Annotated in this window: 16 protein-coding genes; 6 read left to right on the forward strand and 10 right to left on the reverse strand. The window is 68.0% G+C overall.

Annotated features, from left to right (window positions below):
* Positions 1-176: 176 nt before the first annotated feature.
* From QQK43_RS11030 to QQK43_RS11055, 6 genes are all read right to left on the reverse strand, one after another.
* Positions 177-866 (reverse strand): glycosyltransferase family 32 protein, encoded by a 690-nt coding sequence (locus QQK43_RS11030; RefSeq protein ID WP_284307796.1) that lies wholly within the window; start codon positions 864-866, stop codon positions 177-179.
* 5 nt (positions 867-871) lie between these two features.
* Positions 872-1,525, reverse strand: a complete 654-nt coding sequence (locus QQK43_RS11035) for a glycosyltransferase family 32 protein (protein WP_234266307.1) — start codon at positions 1,523-1,525, stop codon at positions 872-874.
* Positions 1,526-1,634: 109 nt separating this feature from the next.
* Positions 1,635-2,849 carry a 5-demethoxyubiquinol-8 5-hydroxylase UbiM gene (gene ubiM, locus QQK43_RS11040; RefSeq protein WP_284307798.1) on the reverse strand — a complete coding sequence of 405 codons (1,215 nt, stop codon included), beginning with the start codon at positions 2,847-2,849 and terminating at the stop codon, positions 1,635-1,637.
* 132 nt (positions 2,850-2,981) lie between these two features.
* Positions 2,982-3,590: a Spy/CpxP family protein refolding chaperone gene (locus tag QQK43_RS11045; protein WP_284307799.1), complete on the reverse strand. Its 609-nt coding sequence runs from the start codon at positions 3,588-3,590 to the stop codon at positions 2,982-2,984.
* 128 nt (positions 3,591-3,718) lie between these two features.
* Entirely contained in the window at positions 3,719-4,222 is a 504-nt protein-coding gene (gene cueR, locus QQK43_RS11050) for a Cu(I)-responsive transcriptional regulator (RefSeq protein WP_284307801.1), read from the reverse strand.
* The gene (locus QQK43_RS11055) at positions 4,219-4,419 is read right to left on the reverse strand and encodes a heavy-metal-associated domain-containing protein (RefSeq protein WP_234266311.1); all 201 of its coding nucleotides are present in this window, start codon (positions 4,417-4,419) and stop codon (positions 4,219-4,221) included. Before QQK43_RS11055 ends, cueR begins: the two co-directional genes overlap by 4 nt.
* A gap of 122 nt (positions 4,420-4,541) precedes the next feature.
* On the opposite strand from QQK43_RS11055, the gene QQK43_RS11060 reads away from it, so the two are divergent.
* The 4 genes from QQK43_RS11060 (at position 4,542) to QQK43_RS11075 (ending at position 9,342) form a co-directional block, all read left to right on the forward strand.
* Complete coding sequence (locus tag QQK43_RS11060) at positions 4,542-6,878, forward strand: heavy metal translocating P-type ATPase (RefSeq protein ID WP_284307804.1); 2,337 nt, start codon at positions 4,542-4,544, stop codon at positions 6,876-6,878.
* A 125-nt stretch (positions 6,879-7,003) separates the two neighbouring features.
* On the forward strand, positions 7,004-7,600 hold the full coding sequence (locus QQK43_RS11065) for a hemerythrin domain-containing protein (RefSeq protein ID WP_234266313.1): 597 nt from the start codon (positions 7,004-7,006) through the stop codon (positions 7,598-7,600).
* Between the two features lie 101 nt (positions 7,601-7,701).
* Positions 7,702-8,088, forward strand: a complete 387-nt coding sequence (locus QQK43_RS11070) for a hypothetical protein (RefSeq protein WP_284307805.1) — start codon at positions 7,702-7,704, stop codon at positions 8,086-8,088.
* A gap of 192 nt (positions 8,089-8,280) precedes the next feature.
* The gene (locus QQK43_RS11075) at positions 8,281-9,342 is read left to right on the forward strand and encodes a PfkB family carbohydrate kinase (protein WP_284307806.1); all 1,062 of its coding nucleotides are present in this window, start codon (positions 8,281-8,283) and stop codon (positions 9,340-9,342) included.
* Positions 9,343-9,380: 38 nt separating this feature from the next.
* Here QQK43_RS11075 and QQK43_RS11080 read toward each other — a convergent pair whose 3' ends face one another.
* Entirely contained in the window at positions 9,381-9,989 is a 609-nt protein-coding gene (locus QQK43_RS11080; protein WP_284307807.1) for a LysE family translocator, read from the reverse strand.
* 18 nt (positions 9,990-10,007) lie between these two features.
* The gene (locus QQK43_RS11085) at positions 10,008-11,591 is read right to left on the reverse strand and encodes a YadA-like family protein (protein WP_284307808.1); all 1,584 of its coding nucleotides are present in this window, start codon (positions 11,589-11,591) and stop codon (positions 10,008-10,010) included.
* 422 nt (positions 11,592-12,013) lie between these two features.
* Here QQK43_RS11085 and QQK43_RS11090 point away from each other — a divergent pair, with 422 nt between their 5' ends.
* The gene (locus QQK43_RS11090) at positions 12,014-12,796 is read left to right on the forward strand and encodes a GntR family transcriptional regulator (RefSeq protein WP_284307809.1); all 783 of its coding nucleotides are present in this window, start codon (positions 12,014-12,016) and stop codon (positions 12,794-12,796) included.
* An 18-nt stretch (positions 12,797-12,814) separates the two neighbouring features.
* On the opposite strand, the gene QQK43_RS11095 is transcribed toward QQK43_RS11090, so the two are convergent.
* On the reverse strand, positions 12,815-13,111 hold the full coding sequence (locus tag QQK43_RS11095; protein ID WP_284307810.1) for a SemiSWEET transporter: 297 nt from the start codon (positions 13,109-13,111) through the stop codon (positions 12,815-12,817).
* Between the two features lie 72 nt (positions 13,112-13,183).
* Positions 13,184-13,795, reverse strand: a complete 612-nt coding sequence (gene gstA / locus QQK43_RS11100) for a glutathione transferase GstA (protein WP_284307811.1) — start codon at positions 13,793-13,795, stop codon at positions 13,184-13,186.
* A gap of 176 nt (positions 13,796-13,971) precedes the next feature.
* On the opposite strand from gstA, the gene speB reads away from it, so the two are divergent.
* Positions 13,972-14,904 carry an agmatinase gene (speB, locus tag QQK43_RS11105; protein ID WP_284307812.1) on the forward strand — a complete coding sequence of 311 codons (933 nt, stop codon included), beginning with the start codon at positions 13,972-13,974 and terminating at the stop codon, positions 14,902-14,904.
* Positions 14,905-14,909: the final 5 nt, after the last annotated feature.

Here is a 14,909-nt window from a genome sequence, read left to right on the forward strand (position 1 = left end):
GTCGCTGCGGGCGGGATGAAAGGAACTGGGGGGCATGCGGGGCTCTGGGCGCCGTGGTGGCGGGTCGCCGGACCGGTGTGGGGCCGTCCGTGCGGTCCCCGGCCAATCTAGGGGCGAACGCGGCCGCCTGCCTTGACCCAGCACAAGCGCCGGGTGCGCAAGCGGTGGCCGCGCTGTCAATGCCACCAGGAACCCCAGTAGTGGTGGCGGGCGTAGGCCTGCCCATGCTGGGTCGATGACAACTGGGCCTCGCCGATGCGGCCGTCGGCTTCCTTGACCAGGGGGTAGAGCAGCGCCGGCGGCAGGATGGCAACCCCGGCGGCCGGCCCGAAGGCTTCACAGGCCCGGGTCAGCATGAAAGGCCCGGTGCTGTGCAGCACATGGCTGAATCCGGCATCGCGCTGGCGGTGGCGCACTTCATCCAGGGGCAGCTGTTCGCACACCCGCTGCAGCAGGGGATGGCCGGGAACGCTGGCCATAAAGGCGTTGGAGACGATGGCGGCCATGCCGTGGGTTCGGGCATGTTCCTCGGGCTCGGTGCCCGCCACGAACTGGCGGTCCAGCAGCAGGGGTTCGATGTTGCGCAGGCATTCGAAGTCGAGATCGACGAACACGCCGCCGTGGTGGCGCAGGATGAAATAGCGCGCAGCGTCCACGCGCTGGATGGCGTGTGGATAGCTGTCGTAGACGGGCAGGAAGCCGGGCACCTCGCGGCGGATGAAATCGCGGTTCATCGCGTCGGTCCAGAGCCGGTGTTCCCAGTCGGGATGGTGCTGCTTCCAGCTCGCGGCATGGGCCTGCATGGCGGGAGGAATCTGTTCGGTCTTCCACGTCTGGTGGAGGATCCGGGGAATCTGCGCGGCCATGCGGGTCAGTGTGCAAACCCGGTGCGCCAGGACCCTTCGTGCCGGTGCACCGCGTATGGGCCGAAGTGGCAGGCCGGTTGCGGACTGCAGCGTTTGGGGCAGGGCAGGCCGGGGTCGGGCAGCAGGTGCAGGTCCGGGTGCTCGTGCCGGTGGGCGTGAAAGAAGTTGGTGAGGTGGCCGGGGCCGGTGGTCTCCAGCACGTCCATCTCCGTGCGCACGGGCTGGTCGTGTCGGGCCAGTGCCGCCAGGGCGAACTGCCACAGGAAAGGGTGGCCGGGCCGGGCGCCGAACAGGTAGTTGGCGATGCGCACCGCGTGGCGGTGTTCCGGCACCTGCATTTCCCGCTCCAGCAGGACTTTCTCGACGCCCAGGACCAGACCGTGGCTCAGCAGGTCGTCCAGGGGCTGGAGCAGGGTGACGTCGGAATCCAGGTAGAAGCCGCCGTGTGCGTGCACCAGCAGCAGGCGCAGCACATCCAGACGCTGGATGTGGCGCGGAAACCGTTCATAGGCCGGCAGCAGGCCGGGGTGGTGGCGGGCCATGAAGGCTGCCGCGTCGGTGTCGTCCCAGAGGCGCAGGTCCCAGCCGGGCGGGATCTCGGGAAAACGGGTCTTGTCGGGGGTGATGACGTGAAGGATGCGGGGAATGGCGTCGGGCATGTACGTCGGTTCCGGGCGATGCGGCAATCGGGCACGCCAAGATAGGGCATGTGGCGCTTCCCCGCAACCGCCCGGTGTCTTTTCGGAGATCGCCGCACGCAGGGCGGTGTCAGTGCAGCCCGGTCAGCGACGCGGCAACGGCCCGCTTGAAAGGGGTGAAGCGCTCGCCCAGGTCCACCAGGGCCTGGCGCAGCAGGCGTGCCGGGGCTTCTTCGCGGGTGTAGAGCGAGGCCACGGCGTGGGTGGCCAGGTACAGGCCCCGGCTGGCGTGGCGGTGGGTGCGTTCGTAGCTGCGCAGCAGCGCCGGGTCGGCGATGTCGCGTCCGCCTGCGTGGGCCTGGCGCAGCAGGCGCGCCAGGGTGTCGATGCTGCGCAGGCCGAGGTTGAAGCCGTGGGCGGTGACCGGGTGCATGCCCACCGCCGCGTCGCCGACGGCGGCAAAACGCTGCGACACCAGCCCGCCTGGCCAGACGCCCACCAGCGGGTACGCGTGGCGTGTGCTGGCCAGATGCATGGGGCCGAGCTGGTGGTGGAAGCGTTCGGTCATGGCCTGGCCGAACGCGGCAGCTTCCATCGTCAGCAGCGGTTGCAGCGCCTGGTGTGGCAGGGTCAGCACCGCCGATGAGCGGGGGCGACCGGTGTCCGGGCAGGGGTTCATGGGCAGCAACGCCAGGGTCTGGCCGTGGTCGAACCACTCCCAGGCGGTTTCGTGGTGGGGCTGCTCGTGGGTCATGGCGCAGACCAGCATGGTCCGGCCGTAGTCGTGCAGTTGCGCGGAAATGCCCACGGCGCGGCGGGTGCTGGAGTGGCGGCTGTCGGCCGCCACCAGCAGGCGGGTGTGCAGCGTGCGGCCGTCCGAGAGCGTGACCTGGCAGCGGTCGCCGCGGGTGTCGATCGGGCCGACCTGCAGGCCGTCGATGAGCTCGGGCGGTGCGCCACTGTCGTCGGCGGGCGCGAGCGCGGCTTCGAAGGCGGCGCGGCGGATGTGGTGGTTGCCCACGAGGTAGCCCAGTTCGCTGCGCGGGCTGAGCTGGTGGCTGATGACCATGCGGCCCTGGCGCCGGCCCGGTCCGCCGTTGAGCACCAGGGCGTCACGCAAGGGGGCGACGGCACCCGTTTCCAGGTGTTCCCAGATACCCAGTTGCCGCAACAGGCCGGCGCTGTGCTGGGTCAGCGCGATTTCCCGGCCATCGAAGGCCGGCGCCTGCAGCGCCGCAACCGTCTGGGATTCGACCAAGGTGACCCGAAGGCCGCTGCCTCGCAGGGCCCGGGCCAGACTGAGACCCGCCGGCCCGGCGCCGGTGATGAGTACGTCGCAATGCATGATGGGCCCGCACTGTATAGGTGCATGCTGGTGGGGGGCTTGACCAAGGTCAAGCTGCCCGACCTCGGGGCAGGCATGAAAAAGCCCCGCAGACCGGGGCCTGCGGGGTGGTGGGCGGGATCGGGCCCGGTGTCAGCTCCGGGGAGCGGGCATCGGCGCCGGACCTTCGCCCGGGTGGCCCGGGTGGCGGCCCTGACGGTGTTGCGGGCCGTGGCCCTTGAAGCCGGCCTGGTGGAACGGGCGGGCTTGCTGGTCGAACACCTGCTTCTGTTCGGCCGTGAGCTGGCCGTAGAAGCTGCGGGTGGCGTCGATGCGCTGGGTGAAAGCGGCATCGCGTTCGGCCTTGAGGGCGGTCATGCGGTCCAGCCGTTCCGGCGTGGTGAGCTTGGCCCAGTCCTGCGGAGCCTCGGGCGGTTGCGCAGGTCGCTGCGGGGTGGTCCGGGCCACGAATGCGGCCCAGGCGGCTTCCTGTTCCGGCGCCAGCTTGAGTTCGGCCTTCAGCTTGGCCTGGTGCTCGGCACGCATCTTTTCCATTTTCTGCAGGCGCTCGCCGCGCTGGGCGTGGCGGGCTTCCCGGCGGGGTTGCGCCGGCTTGGCGTCCGGGCTGGCCTGGGCCGCTTGCGGCACCGGCGTGGCCGGGGGCTGCGTGGCCGCACCCTGGGCGATGGCGGTGGCGGACAGGCCGGCGATGGTGGTGGCCAGCACGGTGGCGATGAAGGATCGGGTGAGAGTCGGTTGCATGATCGCTCCTGAATGGGGTGGAAGAACCGGTCGTTGCGGGTTTCAGCGACGACGTGGGTTCAGTGTCCGGCGAACGTGTAAACGCGAAGGCACCCGCATGCTGCTGCGGTGTAAAGATTTGTGCCGTTTCAGGCGTGGCCGAGGTCGTCGAGGATCGGACAGTCGGGCCGGTCGTCGCCGGGACAGTGGCACAGCAGCGTGTCCAAGCTGCGCTGCATGGCCTGCAGGGCCGCGATGCGCTGGGCCAGCTCGTCGTGGTGGCGCTGCGCGATGCGCTTGACGGCGGCGCTGCTGCGGCGCCGGTTGTGCCAGAGTCCGACCAGTTCCGTGATGGCGTCGAGACTGAAGCCCATGTCGCGCGCGCGTCGGATGAAACGCAGCGTGTGCACATCGGCCTGGCCGTACTGGCGGTAGTTGCCGTCGGTGCGGGTCACCGCACCAAGCAGCCCCAGGGCTTCGTAGTGGCGCAGCATCTTGGGGGAAATGCCCGACAACCGGGCAGCCGTGCCGATCGGCACCGGCCAGCGGGCCACGGCCGGCAGCGGGGTGTCTGCCGACGGGCCGGATGTGCTGTCCACCGGCCCGCTGGCATCGTCGTGAACGGACACGGCGCGGCGGAGCGGCGGGGTCATGCCGCGACCGTGTAGCCCTCTTCGCGGATGGCCGCGGCCACCGCCTCGCGCGACTGGGGTGTGTTGACCTCGACCAGGTTCTGGCTGCGGTCGATGCGAACTTCGGCCTGCGGATCGAGGGTCTTGATGGCGGTCTGCACGGCACGTTCGCAGTGGCCGCAGGTCATGCCTTGCACGGTGAAGGTTTGGAGGGACATGGAAAATCTCCTTGAAAAGGGCATCATCTTCAAGTCTGACACGGTGTCAATGTCAAGCCCGGCGGTTCGGAAACATCTGGTGGCTTGACCTTCCCATGGGGGTAAAGCTTATGCTGACTCCCATGAATGCCTCCACACCCGAAATCATCGCCGAAGGACTGCCCATCGATCTGGGGATCGGCGGCATGACCTGCGCCTCCTGCGTCACGCGGGTCGAGAAAGTGCTGCGCAAACAGCCCGGCGTGCGCGATGCCACCGTGAACCTGGCCACCGAATCGGCCCGTGTCGTGCTCCAGGGGCCCGCCGATGCCGAAGTGCTGGCCCGTCTCCGCCGCGCGGTGCGCGACGCGGGGTACGAGCCCCGCGCCCTGGACGATGGCGCCCTGGACGACGTGCCCCGCTGGTTCGGCCTGCCGGTGGACGTGCTGCCCGTGCTGGCCGGGCTGCTGCTGTCGGCACCCCTGGTGCTGCCCATGGTGGGCGATCTGCTGGGCCGACACTGGATGCTGCCGGCCTGGGCGCAGTTCCTGCTCGCCACGCCGGTGCAGTTCGTGCTCGGCGCGCGTTTCTACAAGGCCGGCTGGCACGCGCTCAAGGCCCGCACCGGCAACATGGAACTGCTGGTGGCCATCGGCACCAGCGCGGCCTGGGGCCTGTCGACCTGGTTGTGGTGGCGCGCCGCGCCCGACAGCATGCCGCACCTGTACTTCGAGGCCTCGGCCGTGGTCATCACCCTGGTGCTGCTGGGCAAATGGCTGGAAGCGCGCGCCAAGCGCCAGACCACCAGCGCGATCCGGGCCCTGCAGGCCCTGCGTCCCGAACGCGCCCGGCTGCTGCCCGACGGCGTGCGCCGCACCGAGGTGACCGAGGTGCCGGTGGACGAATTGCTGCCCGACGACCGCATCCAGGTGCTGCCGGGCGAGCGGTTTCCGGCCGACGGCGAGGTGGTGGAAGGCCAGACGCAGGCCGACGAATCCATGCTCACGGGCGAGTCGCTGCCCGTGCCCAAGCAGCCCGGCGACGCGGTCACCGGTGGCGCGCTCAATGGCGAAGGCGCGGTGCTGGTGCGGGTGCGCGCGGTGGGCGCGCAGAGCATGCTGGCGCGCATCATCGCGCTGGTGCAGGACGCCCAGGCGGCCAAGGCGCCGGTGCAGCGGCTGGTGGACCAGGTGGCGGCGGTGTTCGTGCCCGTGGTGCTGGGCATCGCCGCCCTCACGCTGGCGGGCTGGCTCTGGACCGGCGCACCGCTCGAAGAGGCTTTGCTGCACGCGGTGGCGGTGCTGGTGATCGCCTGCCCCTGCGCGCTGGGGCTGGCCACGCCGGCGGCCATCATGGCGGGCACGGGCGTTGCGGCACGGCACGGCATTCTCATCAAGGACGCGCAGGCGCTGGAGATGGCCTACCGGGTCGACACCGTGGCCTTCGACAAGACCGGCACCCTGACCGAAGGTCGGCCGCGCCTGCGCCTGATCGAAGTCCTGCCCGGGGTTGATGAAATGGCGGTGCTGCAGGCCGCGGCAGCGCTGCAGGCGCAGAGCGCCCATCCGCTGGCCCATGCCGTCATGGACGCCGCCCGCAACCGCGGCGTGGTGGTGGCGCCCGATGCCGCGCAGTCGGTGCAGTCGGTGGTCGGGCGGGGCAGTCTGGGCCAGGTCCAGGGGGTTTCGCTGGCGCTCGGCAGCGTGCGCTGGATGGGTGAACTCGGGGTGCCGCAGGCCGAACTCGGTCCGGTGGTGCAGAACCTGCAGACATCCGGGGCCACGGTGTCGGTGCTGGCCAGCGAGCGCGACGGGGTCTGGCGGGCGCTGGCGGTGCTGGCCTTCGGCGACGAACCCAAACCCGGTGCCCGCGCGGCGCTGGAACGCCTGCGTGCCCAGGGCCTGCGCCTGTGCATGGTCTCGGGCGACAACGCCGGGGCGGCCCGCGCCATGGCCGAAACCCTGGGCCTCAAGCCCGCCGCGCTCGAAGAAGGCGGGGAGGTGATTGCCGACGTGCTGCCTGGCGACAAGGCGGCCGTGATCCGCCGGCTGAAGGCCGGGGGCTTCGCCCCCCTTGCCGGCGTTCCTGAGGCGGTGGCGTCCGATGCGCCGGTCCACACCGTGGCCATGGTGGGCGATGGCGTGAACGACGCCCCGGCGCTCGCCGCCGCCGATGTCGGCATGGCCATGAGCCACGCCCAGGGCGGCAACGCCGACGTGGCCATGCACGCGGCCGGCATCACGCTGATGCGGGGCGACCCGGCGCTGGTTGCCGCGGCGCTGGACATCTCGCGCCGCACGGTGCGCAAGATCCGCCAGAACCTGTTCTGGGCCTTCGCCTACAACGTGGCCGGCATTCCGCTGGCAGCGCTGGGCTTCCTCAGCCCGGTGGTGGCGGGGGCGGCGATGGCCCTGAGTTCGGTCAGCGTGATGAGCAACGCGCTGCTGCTGCGGCGCTGGCGGCCACCGGAAGCGCGCTGATCCGGGGACGCTGGCGAGCACGGCTTGACGCACGTCAAGCCCGTCAGCAGTCGGCTGGGGGATAGTCCACAGGTTGGCCGACCGATCGGTCGGCTCTGGCGAACTGACCGGTAGCGGAGACACCCATGACCCCCGAATCCCTGCGCGTGATCCGCGAAGAACACGCTTCCCTGGCTGCCATGCTGCAGTCGCTGCTGCAGATGATCCGCCGCGGCCCCCTGCACGACGGCAAGGACGACACCGCGCTGTATTTCGACGTGCTGCGGGCCATGCTGTTCTACATCGACGAATTTCCCGAACAGCACCACCACCCCAAAGAATCCGACCTGCTGTTCCCGCGCGTGGCGCGGGCGGCACCGCACACCCTGGCCGCGATCGACCAGCTTGAACGCGACCACATGCAGGGCGAGACGCGGGTGCGTGCGCTGATGCACCTGCTGCTGGCCTGGGAACTGCTGGGCGAGTCGCGCCGCCAGGCCTTTGTGGACGAAGCCACGCGCTACGTGGACTTCTACCTCGAACACATGCGGCTGGAAGAAACCGTGGTCCTGCCCGAGGCCGAAAAACACCTTTCGGCGGCCGACTGGCAGGCGCTCGACGCGGCCTTCGCCACCAACCCCGACCCTTTGAACCCGCGTTTGGCGCGCGACCCGCAGTTCGATCGCCTGTTCACGCGCATCGTGATGAAAGCGCCTGCGCCCGTGGGGCTGGGCGATTCCTGACCCCAGCGCCCTGGTGCGGGGCTTGATGGCTGTCAAAGGCCGTGGGCGCAGATTGTGGGAACCTTGGTACCTCACGGTTCCCAGCGCTTGCCGCTCCCACCATGGTCCGCATTGCCTCTTCCCCCGACCGGCGAATGCCGTCGGTGGAGCACGATCTCCAGTTGCTTGAACAACTGCTGTGCCGCCTGCCCGACGAGGGCGGCTCCGGGGCTTTTTTCGACGTGTTGCAGGCGCTGGTGATCGATGCCAAGGGCCCGGCCACCGTCGAAGCGGTGACCACCTTGCAGCAATGGAAAGACGGCCCCGGCCATCCGCACGACCGGGTCCCCCGCCTGCTGGCCTGGTTGCGGGACTGGGGATACCTGTCGGGCGATACCGGTCGCCGCTTCAGCGACCTGCTGGCCGAAGCGGCCTGGCGCTACCAGCAGCTGTTCTGGCAGGAGGCCGAAGCCGATCCGGGTGATGGCGGGGGCCGCAACCCCGGGTGAACCTCGATGGTCGGGTGCTGATCCGGCCATGACAATGACACGCAGGGTGCGTGACTTCCGATTCGTGTGCGGCGCTTCACCCAGGTGTTTGCTGAATGCCAGATCCAGGGGCCTGACGGCAACGGTCGCGCCGGTATTGAAGGTCACTGGGTACAGTACCTGCTCCCCGGGAGAGCTTGCAGAGGAGGTGCCATGGATACGCAGGGTTCGGTGTTTGTTCTGGGCAACCACGTTCAGGCCTGCTGTTGGCATATGGATCGCCTGCCGCGTGCGGGGGAGACGTTCCAGGCGAACAGCCTGACCATCGAGCCTGGTGGCAAGGGGCTGAATGTGGCCCTCGGTCTGCACCGGCTGGGACAGCATGTCCATCTGGTCCTCGGTTGTGGGCGTGATGCCGCAGGTGATGCTGTCGTGCAGTTGCTGCGCGAAGAGGGCTTGGACCTGTCCGGCGTGTTTCGCTTTGACGGTATGTCCGGTTGGGGAGCTGGTTTCATCGCCGCCGACGGACACAACGCGATTGCCGTCTACCCCGGGGCCAACCTGTTGTTGCGGGCCGAGCACGTGTGTGCTGTCGAGGCTTCCTTGATGGCGTCCGACCTGGTGTATGGGCAGTTCGAAACCTCGATCGAGGCGGTGGAACAGGCTTTTGCCATGGCTCACGGGCGCGGCATCTGCACGGTGCTCAATCCGTCGCCCTGGCAACCGGTTCCGGAACGCATCCGGGCCGCAACCCGGGTGATCATCGCCAACGAGGGCGAGGCCGCTGGCTTGTTGGCGTTGTCCCCGCTTTGTACCCAGACCGTGGCCGACTGGGCCTTGGTGCAAGACTGGCTGAGGGCGGGCGTTGCGGATGTCTGGGTCCAATGGCCGGCGCTGGAGGTGTTGGTGGTGACCCTGGGCGGTTTGGGAGCGTGTGTCTGGCCGCGGCCGGCGCATGGCGGCCGCAGCGAGGCCATTTTCATGCCTTCGCTGCCGGTTGAAGCCCTCGACACGGTGGGGGCGGGCGATGCCTTTGCCACCGGCTGGCTGGTGCGATGGTTGTCCTTGGGCAAGCCCGACTGGCATTCCTGCGGTGTCATCGAGCAGTGCCTGCGCTTTGGCCACATCATGGGTGCGCACATGGTGGGGACGGTGGGTGTCCTGCAAGGCCTGCCTTCGCAGAGCACGCTCGCTGCCGTCCAGACAGCCTTGTGCACTGCCGCGCCCCAGTGTTTTTCAGAGGCGAGCGGGGGCATCGGGTCTCAACCCGCGTGACACCCGTGGCGGGTTCCGGGCCATGAACGCCAGCGTGTTCAGAGCATGACGAGCAAGAGACCGAACAGGACAAACAATGTGCCGCTGATGCGGGAGATCAGCCGGGCGCTGTGTTCGGATCGGAGCCAGGGACGTGCTCGGTGGGCGGCGGCCGCGTAGGCGGCGTGGATCAGGATGTCAAGCAGGCTGTAGGTCAGTGTCAGCAGCAGGAATTGCGGGAAAACAGGCTTCTGCGGTGTGATGAACTGCGGAAACATGGCCAGCATGAAAAGCACCGCCTTGGGGTTGGTCAGTTGCAGCAGAACGCCCTCCATGAAGCGACGCCCGTGGCTCTGGCGGCTCGTCCCGGAGCGGGGCGACGACAGTCGCGCGAGCGTCCACCAGCGGTGCATGCCCAGGTAAACCAGGTAGGCGGCTCCCATGAACTTGAGGGCGGCCATGGCGGCGTCTGAAGTCTTCAACGCCGCACTCAGGCCGCTGGAAGCAATCACACCGATCAGCATGGCGCCGATGGCCAGACCCAGGATGCCACTGGCTGCCCCGCGCAGGCCGTGGTGCATTGCGTTGCCCAGTGTCATGGCCACGCCGGGTCCCGGGCTGAGAACGGCCAGCGATGCCACCAGGAGAAAGCTGGCAAATTGTTCCATGGCCAGCTGCCCAAGGTGTCAGAACCGCCAGCCGGCACCCAGCCGCACCAGGTTGCGTTTGCCGCCCGAGGCACCGATGCCGCCATTGAGCGTGACGCGGCCGATCTGGCGGGCAAAGGCCACGCCCACAGCGGTCTGGCCGCCGTAGCTGGCCACCCCTGCATTCAGCGTGGTTTCCCCATCGGCCGAGGGCGCCATGGGCACCATGGCCGCGGCCTGGGCAATGCCGGCGAAGGCTTCCTTGCGCAGGCTGGCGATCTGGGCGTTGGTGTATTGCACCGAGGTATCCAGTGTGCGTGCATCGCCGGTGTCGGCGTAGGCCTGTGCCTGCTCCAGGGTTCTGGCGTCGCCGGTGTCGGCATAGGCCTGCGCCCTGCGCAGCGTGCGCGCATCACCGGCGTCGGCATGGGCCTTGGCCGCGCGCAGCGTGGCCGCGTCGCCTGCCTGCATCTGGTCCACGTTCACGGCATCGGTGCCGGCCGTGCCCGCCGCCACGTTCTGGACACGGTTGCCACCCATATCCACCGAACTGCCCGCTCCCACGCTCAAACCGCCCTGGGCACTGACCATGCCGCTGAACTCGGGTGCGTCGGCCATCTGGATTTGCACCTGGTTGCCCGTGACGACCGTTCGCACGTTGTTGCCGCTGTAGCTGCCCGCCGTGGTCGATCCGCCCACGATGTTGAAGGTTTCACCCAGCCGGGTCTCGTGGCTGCCTGTGTTGCCACCGAAGGTGATGGGCGTATCGGCCACGGTATCGAGCTGCGCTTTGTTCACGGCATCGGTGGCCGCTGTGCCTGCCGCGACGCCATGCACCTGGTTGTTGCCTATCTGCACATTGGTGCCGGCTTCAATGGTGAGGTGATCGGCCACATTCAGACCCCCGTTGGCACCGACTTCGCCACTGAAGCTCGGGTTGTCGACCACATGAACCCGCAATGTGTTGGAGGCCGCGTCATAGGTGACGGCGGTGTTGGTGCCGTTGTTGACGTTCACCGTCTGCCCCGGCGCGATGGTGTCCACCGCACCCCCGTTGGCGGAAACGCCCCACCCTGCGCTGGCCTGTGCAGCGACGGCGTCCAGCTGTCTTTTGTTTACAGCGTCTGTGGGATCGACGCCATCGGCGACGTCGGTGATGGCATTGTTCTGCATGCTCAATGCGCCAGTGATTGCGGTCGTTCCCAGCAGCAGGTTGGTGTCTGTGCCCCCAGGAACGCCCTCGCGCACGAGCAGGCCGCGGGTCTGATTGCCGGAGGCGTCGTACAGACCCAGTCGGGTCTGGTTCTCGTAGATTTGCAGACCGCTGGTCAGCGAACCGCCGGGGGTGCGCGAGCCCATCACGATGCGATTTCCTTCGAACTCTGCCGCTGTCTGGGCCGTGGTGGCTCCACCGGCGTCGATGGCGGTGGACTGGATCAATATCCCGCCAGGGAGGCCAGGATTGGGGGTTCCCGCATCCACATCGCTGCCATTGATGACAGTGGCTTCCTGGACCGACGGCCTGCTATCGGTGACGTAGATGTAGCCAGTGCCGGATTGGCCCCAGGCCGTGCCGGTCATGGCCGCGATGCCCCACAGGCCAAGCCTGATCCATGGGTTCAAGGGGGGGGGGGCGGTGGGAGAAACGGCACGGAGATGACGGCGTTCGGACGGTGAGACAGCGTTGTTCATGGTCTTTTCCTGATGGGTGTCGGGGTTTTTCAGGGAGGTGGTTTTTTGCACCGGCGCGGGCTGCCCGGCCATCGGGGCGGCATCAAGGGGGCTTGTTGTCGGGGTGGGTGAACGGATGGCCCGCACCGTGCACGCGCCGACGAGTTCCTGGGTGATGCCGGTGACCCGGATTGCTTGGGATCTGGGTGAGCATGGTTGGTTAAATGGATATGTTTAATATATCCATAATGTATTTTTAAGCCCATTTGATGTACAGGGAAAACCCTTGTTTTTTGGGTCTCATCCCTTGCAGAACGCTGGCGGTGAGGTAACCTGCCGGGTTTTCTGGCAGGGGCCTCGAGAGGTCAAGAAAATTGGATACGACCAATGAACCGAAACCGTGGCCGCCCGGGCTGGATGCCGCGGATCTGCGCGAATCGGCCGGCGAGATGCTCTGGCGGCGCCTGCATGCGCGCCTGAGCGAGTTGCTGACGGCGGGACATTGGTTGCCAGGCCAGTCGTTGCCTTCCGAGCGCGAACTGGCGGCACAGCTTGGCGTGAGCCGTATCACGGTCAAGCGCTGCTACGACGAACTGCGGCGCGAAGGCTGGCTGGGCCGTGGCTCGGGGCGCGGTGGCAGTCTGGTGCAGGCAGCGGCGGTGAAGGTGCATGCGCCGCTGGGCCGGCTCAAGGGGTTTACCCAGGAGATGCGCGAATTGGGCAAAACACCGTCCACGCGCGTTCTTCAATTGGAGACGGTGCGCGACCGCATGATTGCGTCGGTGTTCGAGCGGCCTTCGAACGCGGCCTTTCTTCATGTGGTGCGGTTGCGTTTCGGCGACGACGTGCCGATGACGCGAGAGAACGCCTGGTACGACCTGACACTGGCGCCGGCCATGGCGCAGTGGGATGGCATGGACTCGGCCTACGACTGGTTGCGGGTGCAGTGCGGGCTGGTGCTCAGCGGTGCCCAGCAGTCGGTGGAGGCCGTCCTGAGCACCGAGGAGGAGGCGCGCGACTTCAACCTCGCGCAACCGCTGCCTTGTCTGCTGTTCAAGCGCAAGACGCGCGCCGGCCCACAAGGCTTGCTGGTGGAGTATGTGGAAGGCCTGTTCCGGGGCGATGCCTACGCCTACCAGATGGCGTTGGCGGTGTGAGGGATTGGGGTCGCGGCGTCAGTGCGCGCGATCCCGGAAGGTCAGTTTCATGATCACGATGGCGCCTGTGAGCACCACCATCACGGCATTGGCGACGGTCAGGGGCAGGTCGCCGATCAGGATGCCGTAGGCCAGCCACATGGCCAGGCCGATGGTCAGAATCAGGAAGGTGGGCAGCGAGATGCCGCTGACGTCCCGGGTCTTCCAGGTGCGCCAGACCTGTGGCACGAAAGACGATGTGGTCATGAAGGTGGCGGCGAGGCCGAAAAGTTCGAGCGGGGTCATGGCGTCTTCCGTGGTGGACAGCGAGGCCATCATCTCCTATGAAAGGCCTTCAATGCAAGTCCATTGTCATATCCATTGACCCCGCTCTTCGCGGGCCCCGGTTTACTTCGCCAGGCCTTCGGCCTTGAGCGCCGCCTGCACGGCCGGCCGGGCCGCCACCCGGGCGCGGAAGGCCTGCAGGTGCGCCAGGTCGGCGATGTCCACGCCCACCGCGCCCGCCCAGTTGGTGACGGTGAACAGGTAGGCGTCGGCGACGCTGAAGGTGTCGCCCAGCAGATGGGGCTTGCCGGCGAGTTCACCGTCGACCCATTGCAGCCGCTGGCGCAGGCGGTCCTTGGCCAGTTGCTTGGCTTCGGCCGGCATGGCCGGGTTGAACAGCGGCGAAAAGCCCTTGTGCACCTCGGTGCCGATGAAGGTGAGCCATTCCATCAGGCGGTAGCGGCCCAGCGTGCCGTAGGCCGGTGCCAGGTTTTTCTCGGGCACTTTGTCGGCGATGTACTGCACGATGGCCGGGCCTTCGCGCAGCTTCTCGCCGTCGGGCATCACCAGCAGCGGCACGTAGCCCAGCGGGTTGATGGTGTAGTAGTCCGTGCCGTCGGGCAACTGGTGGGTTTTGGTCGGGGCGGGAATGGCTTCGAAGGGCAGGCCCGATTCGTGCAGCACGATGTGGGGCGAGAGCGAACAGGCGCCGGGCGAGTAGTAGAGCTTGAGCATGGATGTCTCCGGGAGGGATGGGGGGAAAGCGAAGCGATCCTATCGGGCTTGCGGATTCTTTGCAGTCCACGGGCCTGGCCCGGTGGCTGGATGCGCAAGTGGTTCTGTGAAATGGGGCTTTTCGCGGTATCTTTCCAGCCACTTGGGCCCGAATCGCCCGCCAACCCCTTTGTGCCATGGCCACCGGTCACTTCGCTTTTGCCAACAACAGCAACCGCTTTCTCGCCTGCGAGCCGCTGACCGATCAGCCGTTTGCGGTGGCCGGCGTGCCCTACGACGGCGTCGTGACGAACCGGCCGGGCGCGCGTTTCGGGCCGCAGGCCATCCGCGCCGCGAGCCTGATGCTGTGCGACGGCATCCACCCGGTGTTCGACGTCTCGCCATTGGCCCATGTGGGCGATGCGCTGGACATGCGCCTGCCCAACGCCTCGCCGCTGCCCGAGGTGCGTGCCCACATCGAGCGCCAGGCGGCCGAGCTGATGGCGAAGCACCACTGCGTGTTCCTGGGCGGCGACCATTCGGTCACGCTCTCGCTGCTGCGCGCGGCGAAGGCGTTGTACGGTCGCGGCGAGCCGCTGGCCTGCGTGCATTTCGACGCGCACTGCGACACCTGGAGCGACCACTTCGGCGAACCCTCGGGCCACGGCACCTGGACGTATGAAGCCGTCCAGGAAGGTCTGATCAGCGCGCCGCACACGGTGCAGATCGGCATCCGTTCCAGCGGAGAACGCGCGGCGCGCGAGTACGTGGCCGACCAGGGTGGGCAGATCTTCACCGCGCGCGCCCTGCGCGGCCTGGACGGTGCGGCGCTGGCGCCGGTGCTGGCGGCCATCCGCGAGCGCATCGGTGAGCGGCCCTGTTACCTCACGCTCGACATCGACGTGCTCGACCCGGCCTTTGCGCCCGGCACCGGCACGCCCGAACCGGGCGGCCTGACCAGCGCGCAGGTGCTGACCTTCCTGGAAGAACTGGCCGGGCTGAACTGGGTGGGCATGGACTGTGTGGAGGTGGCGCCGGCCTACGACCACGCTGAACTCACCAGCAATGCGGCCGCCACCTTTGTCTGGACCTACCTGGCAGGCCAGGTGGCCCGCCGTCAGCGCGGCTGAAAGGA

Origin of the sequence: Hydrogenophaga electricum (assembly GCF_030160815.1) — a bacterium.
Lineage (GTDB): Bacteria > Pseudomonadota > Gammaproteobacteria > Burkholderiales > Burkholderiaceae_C > Hydrogenophaga > Hydrogenophaga electricum.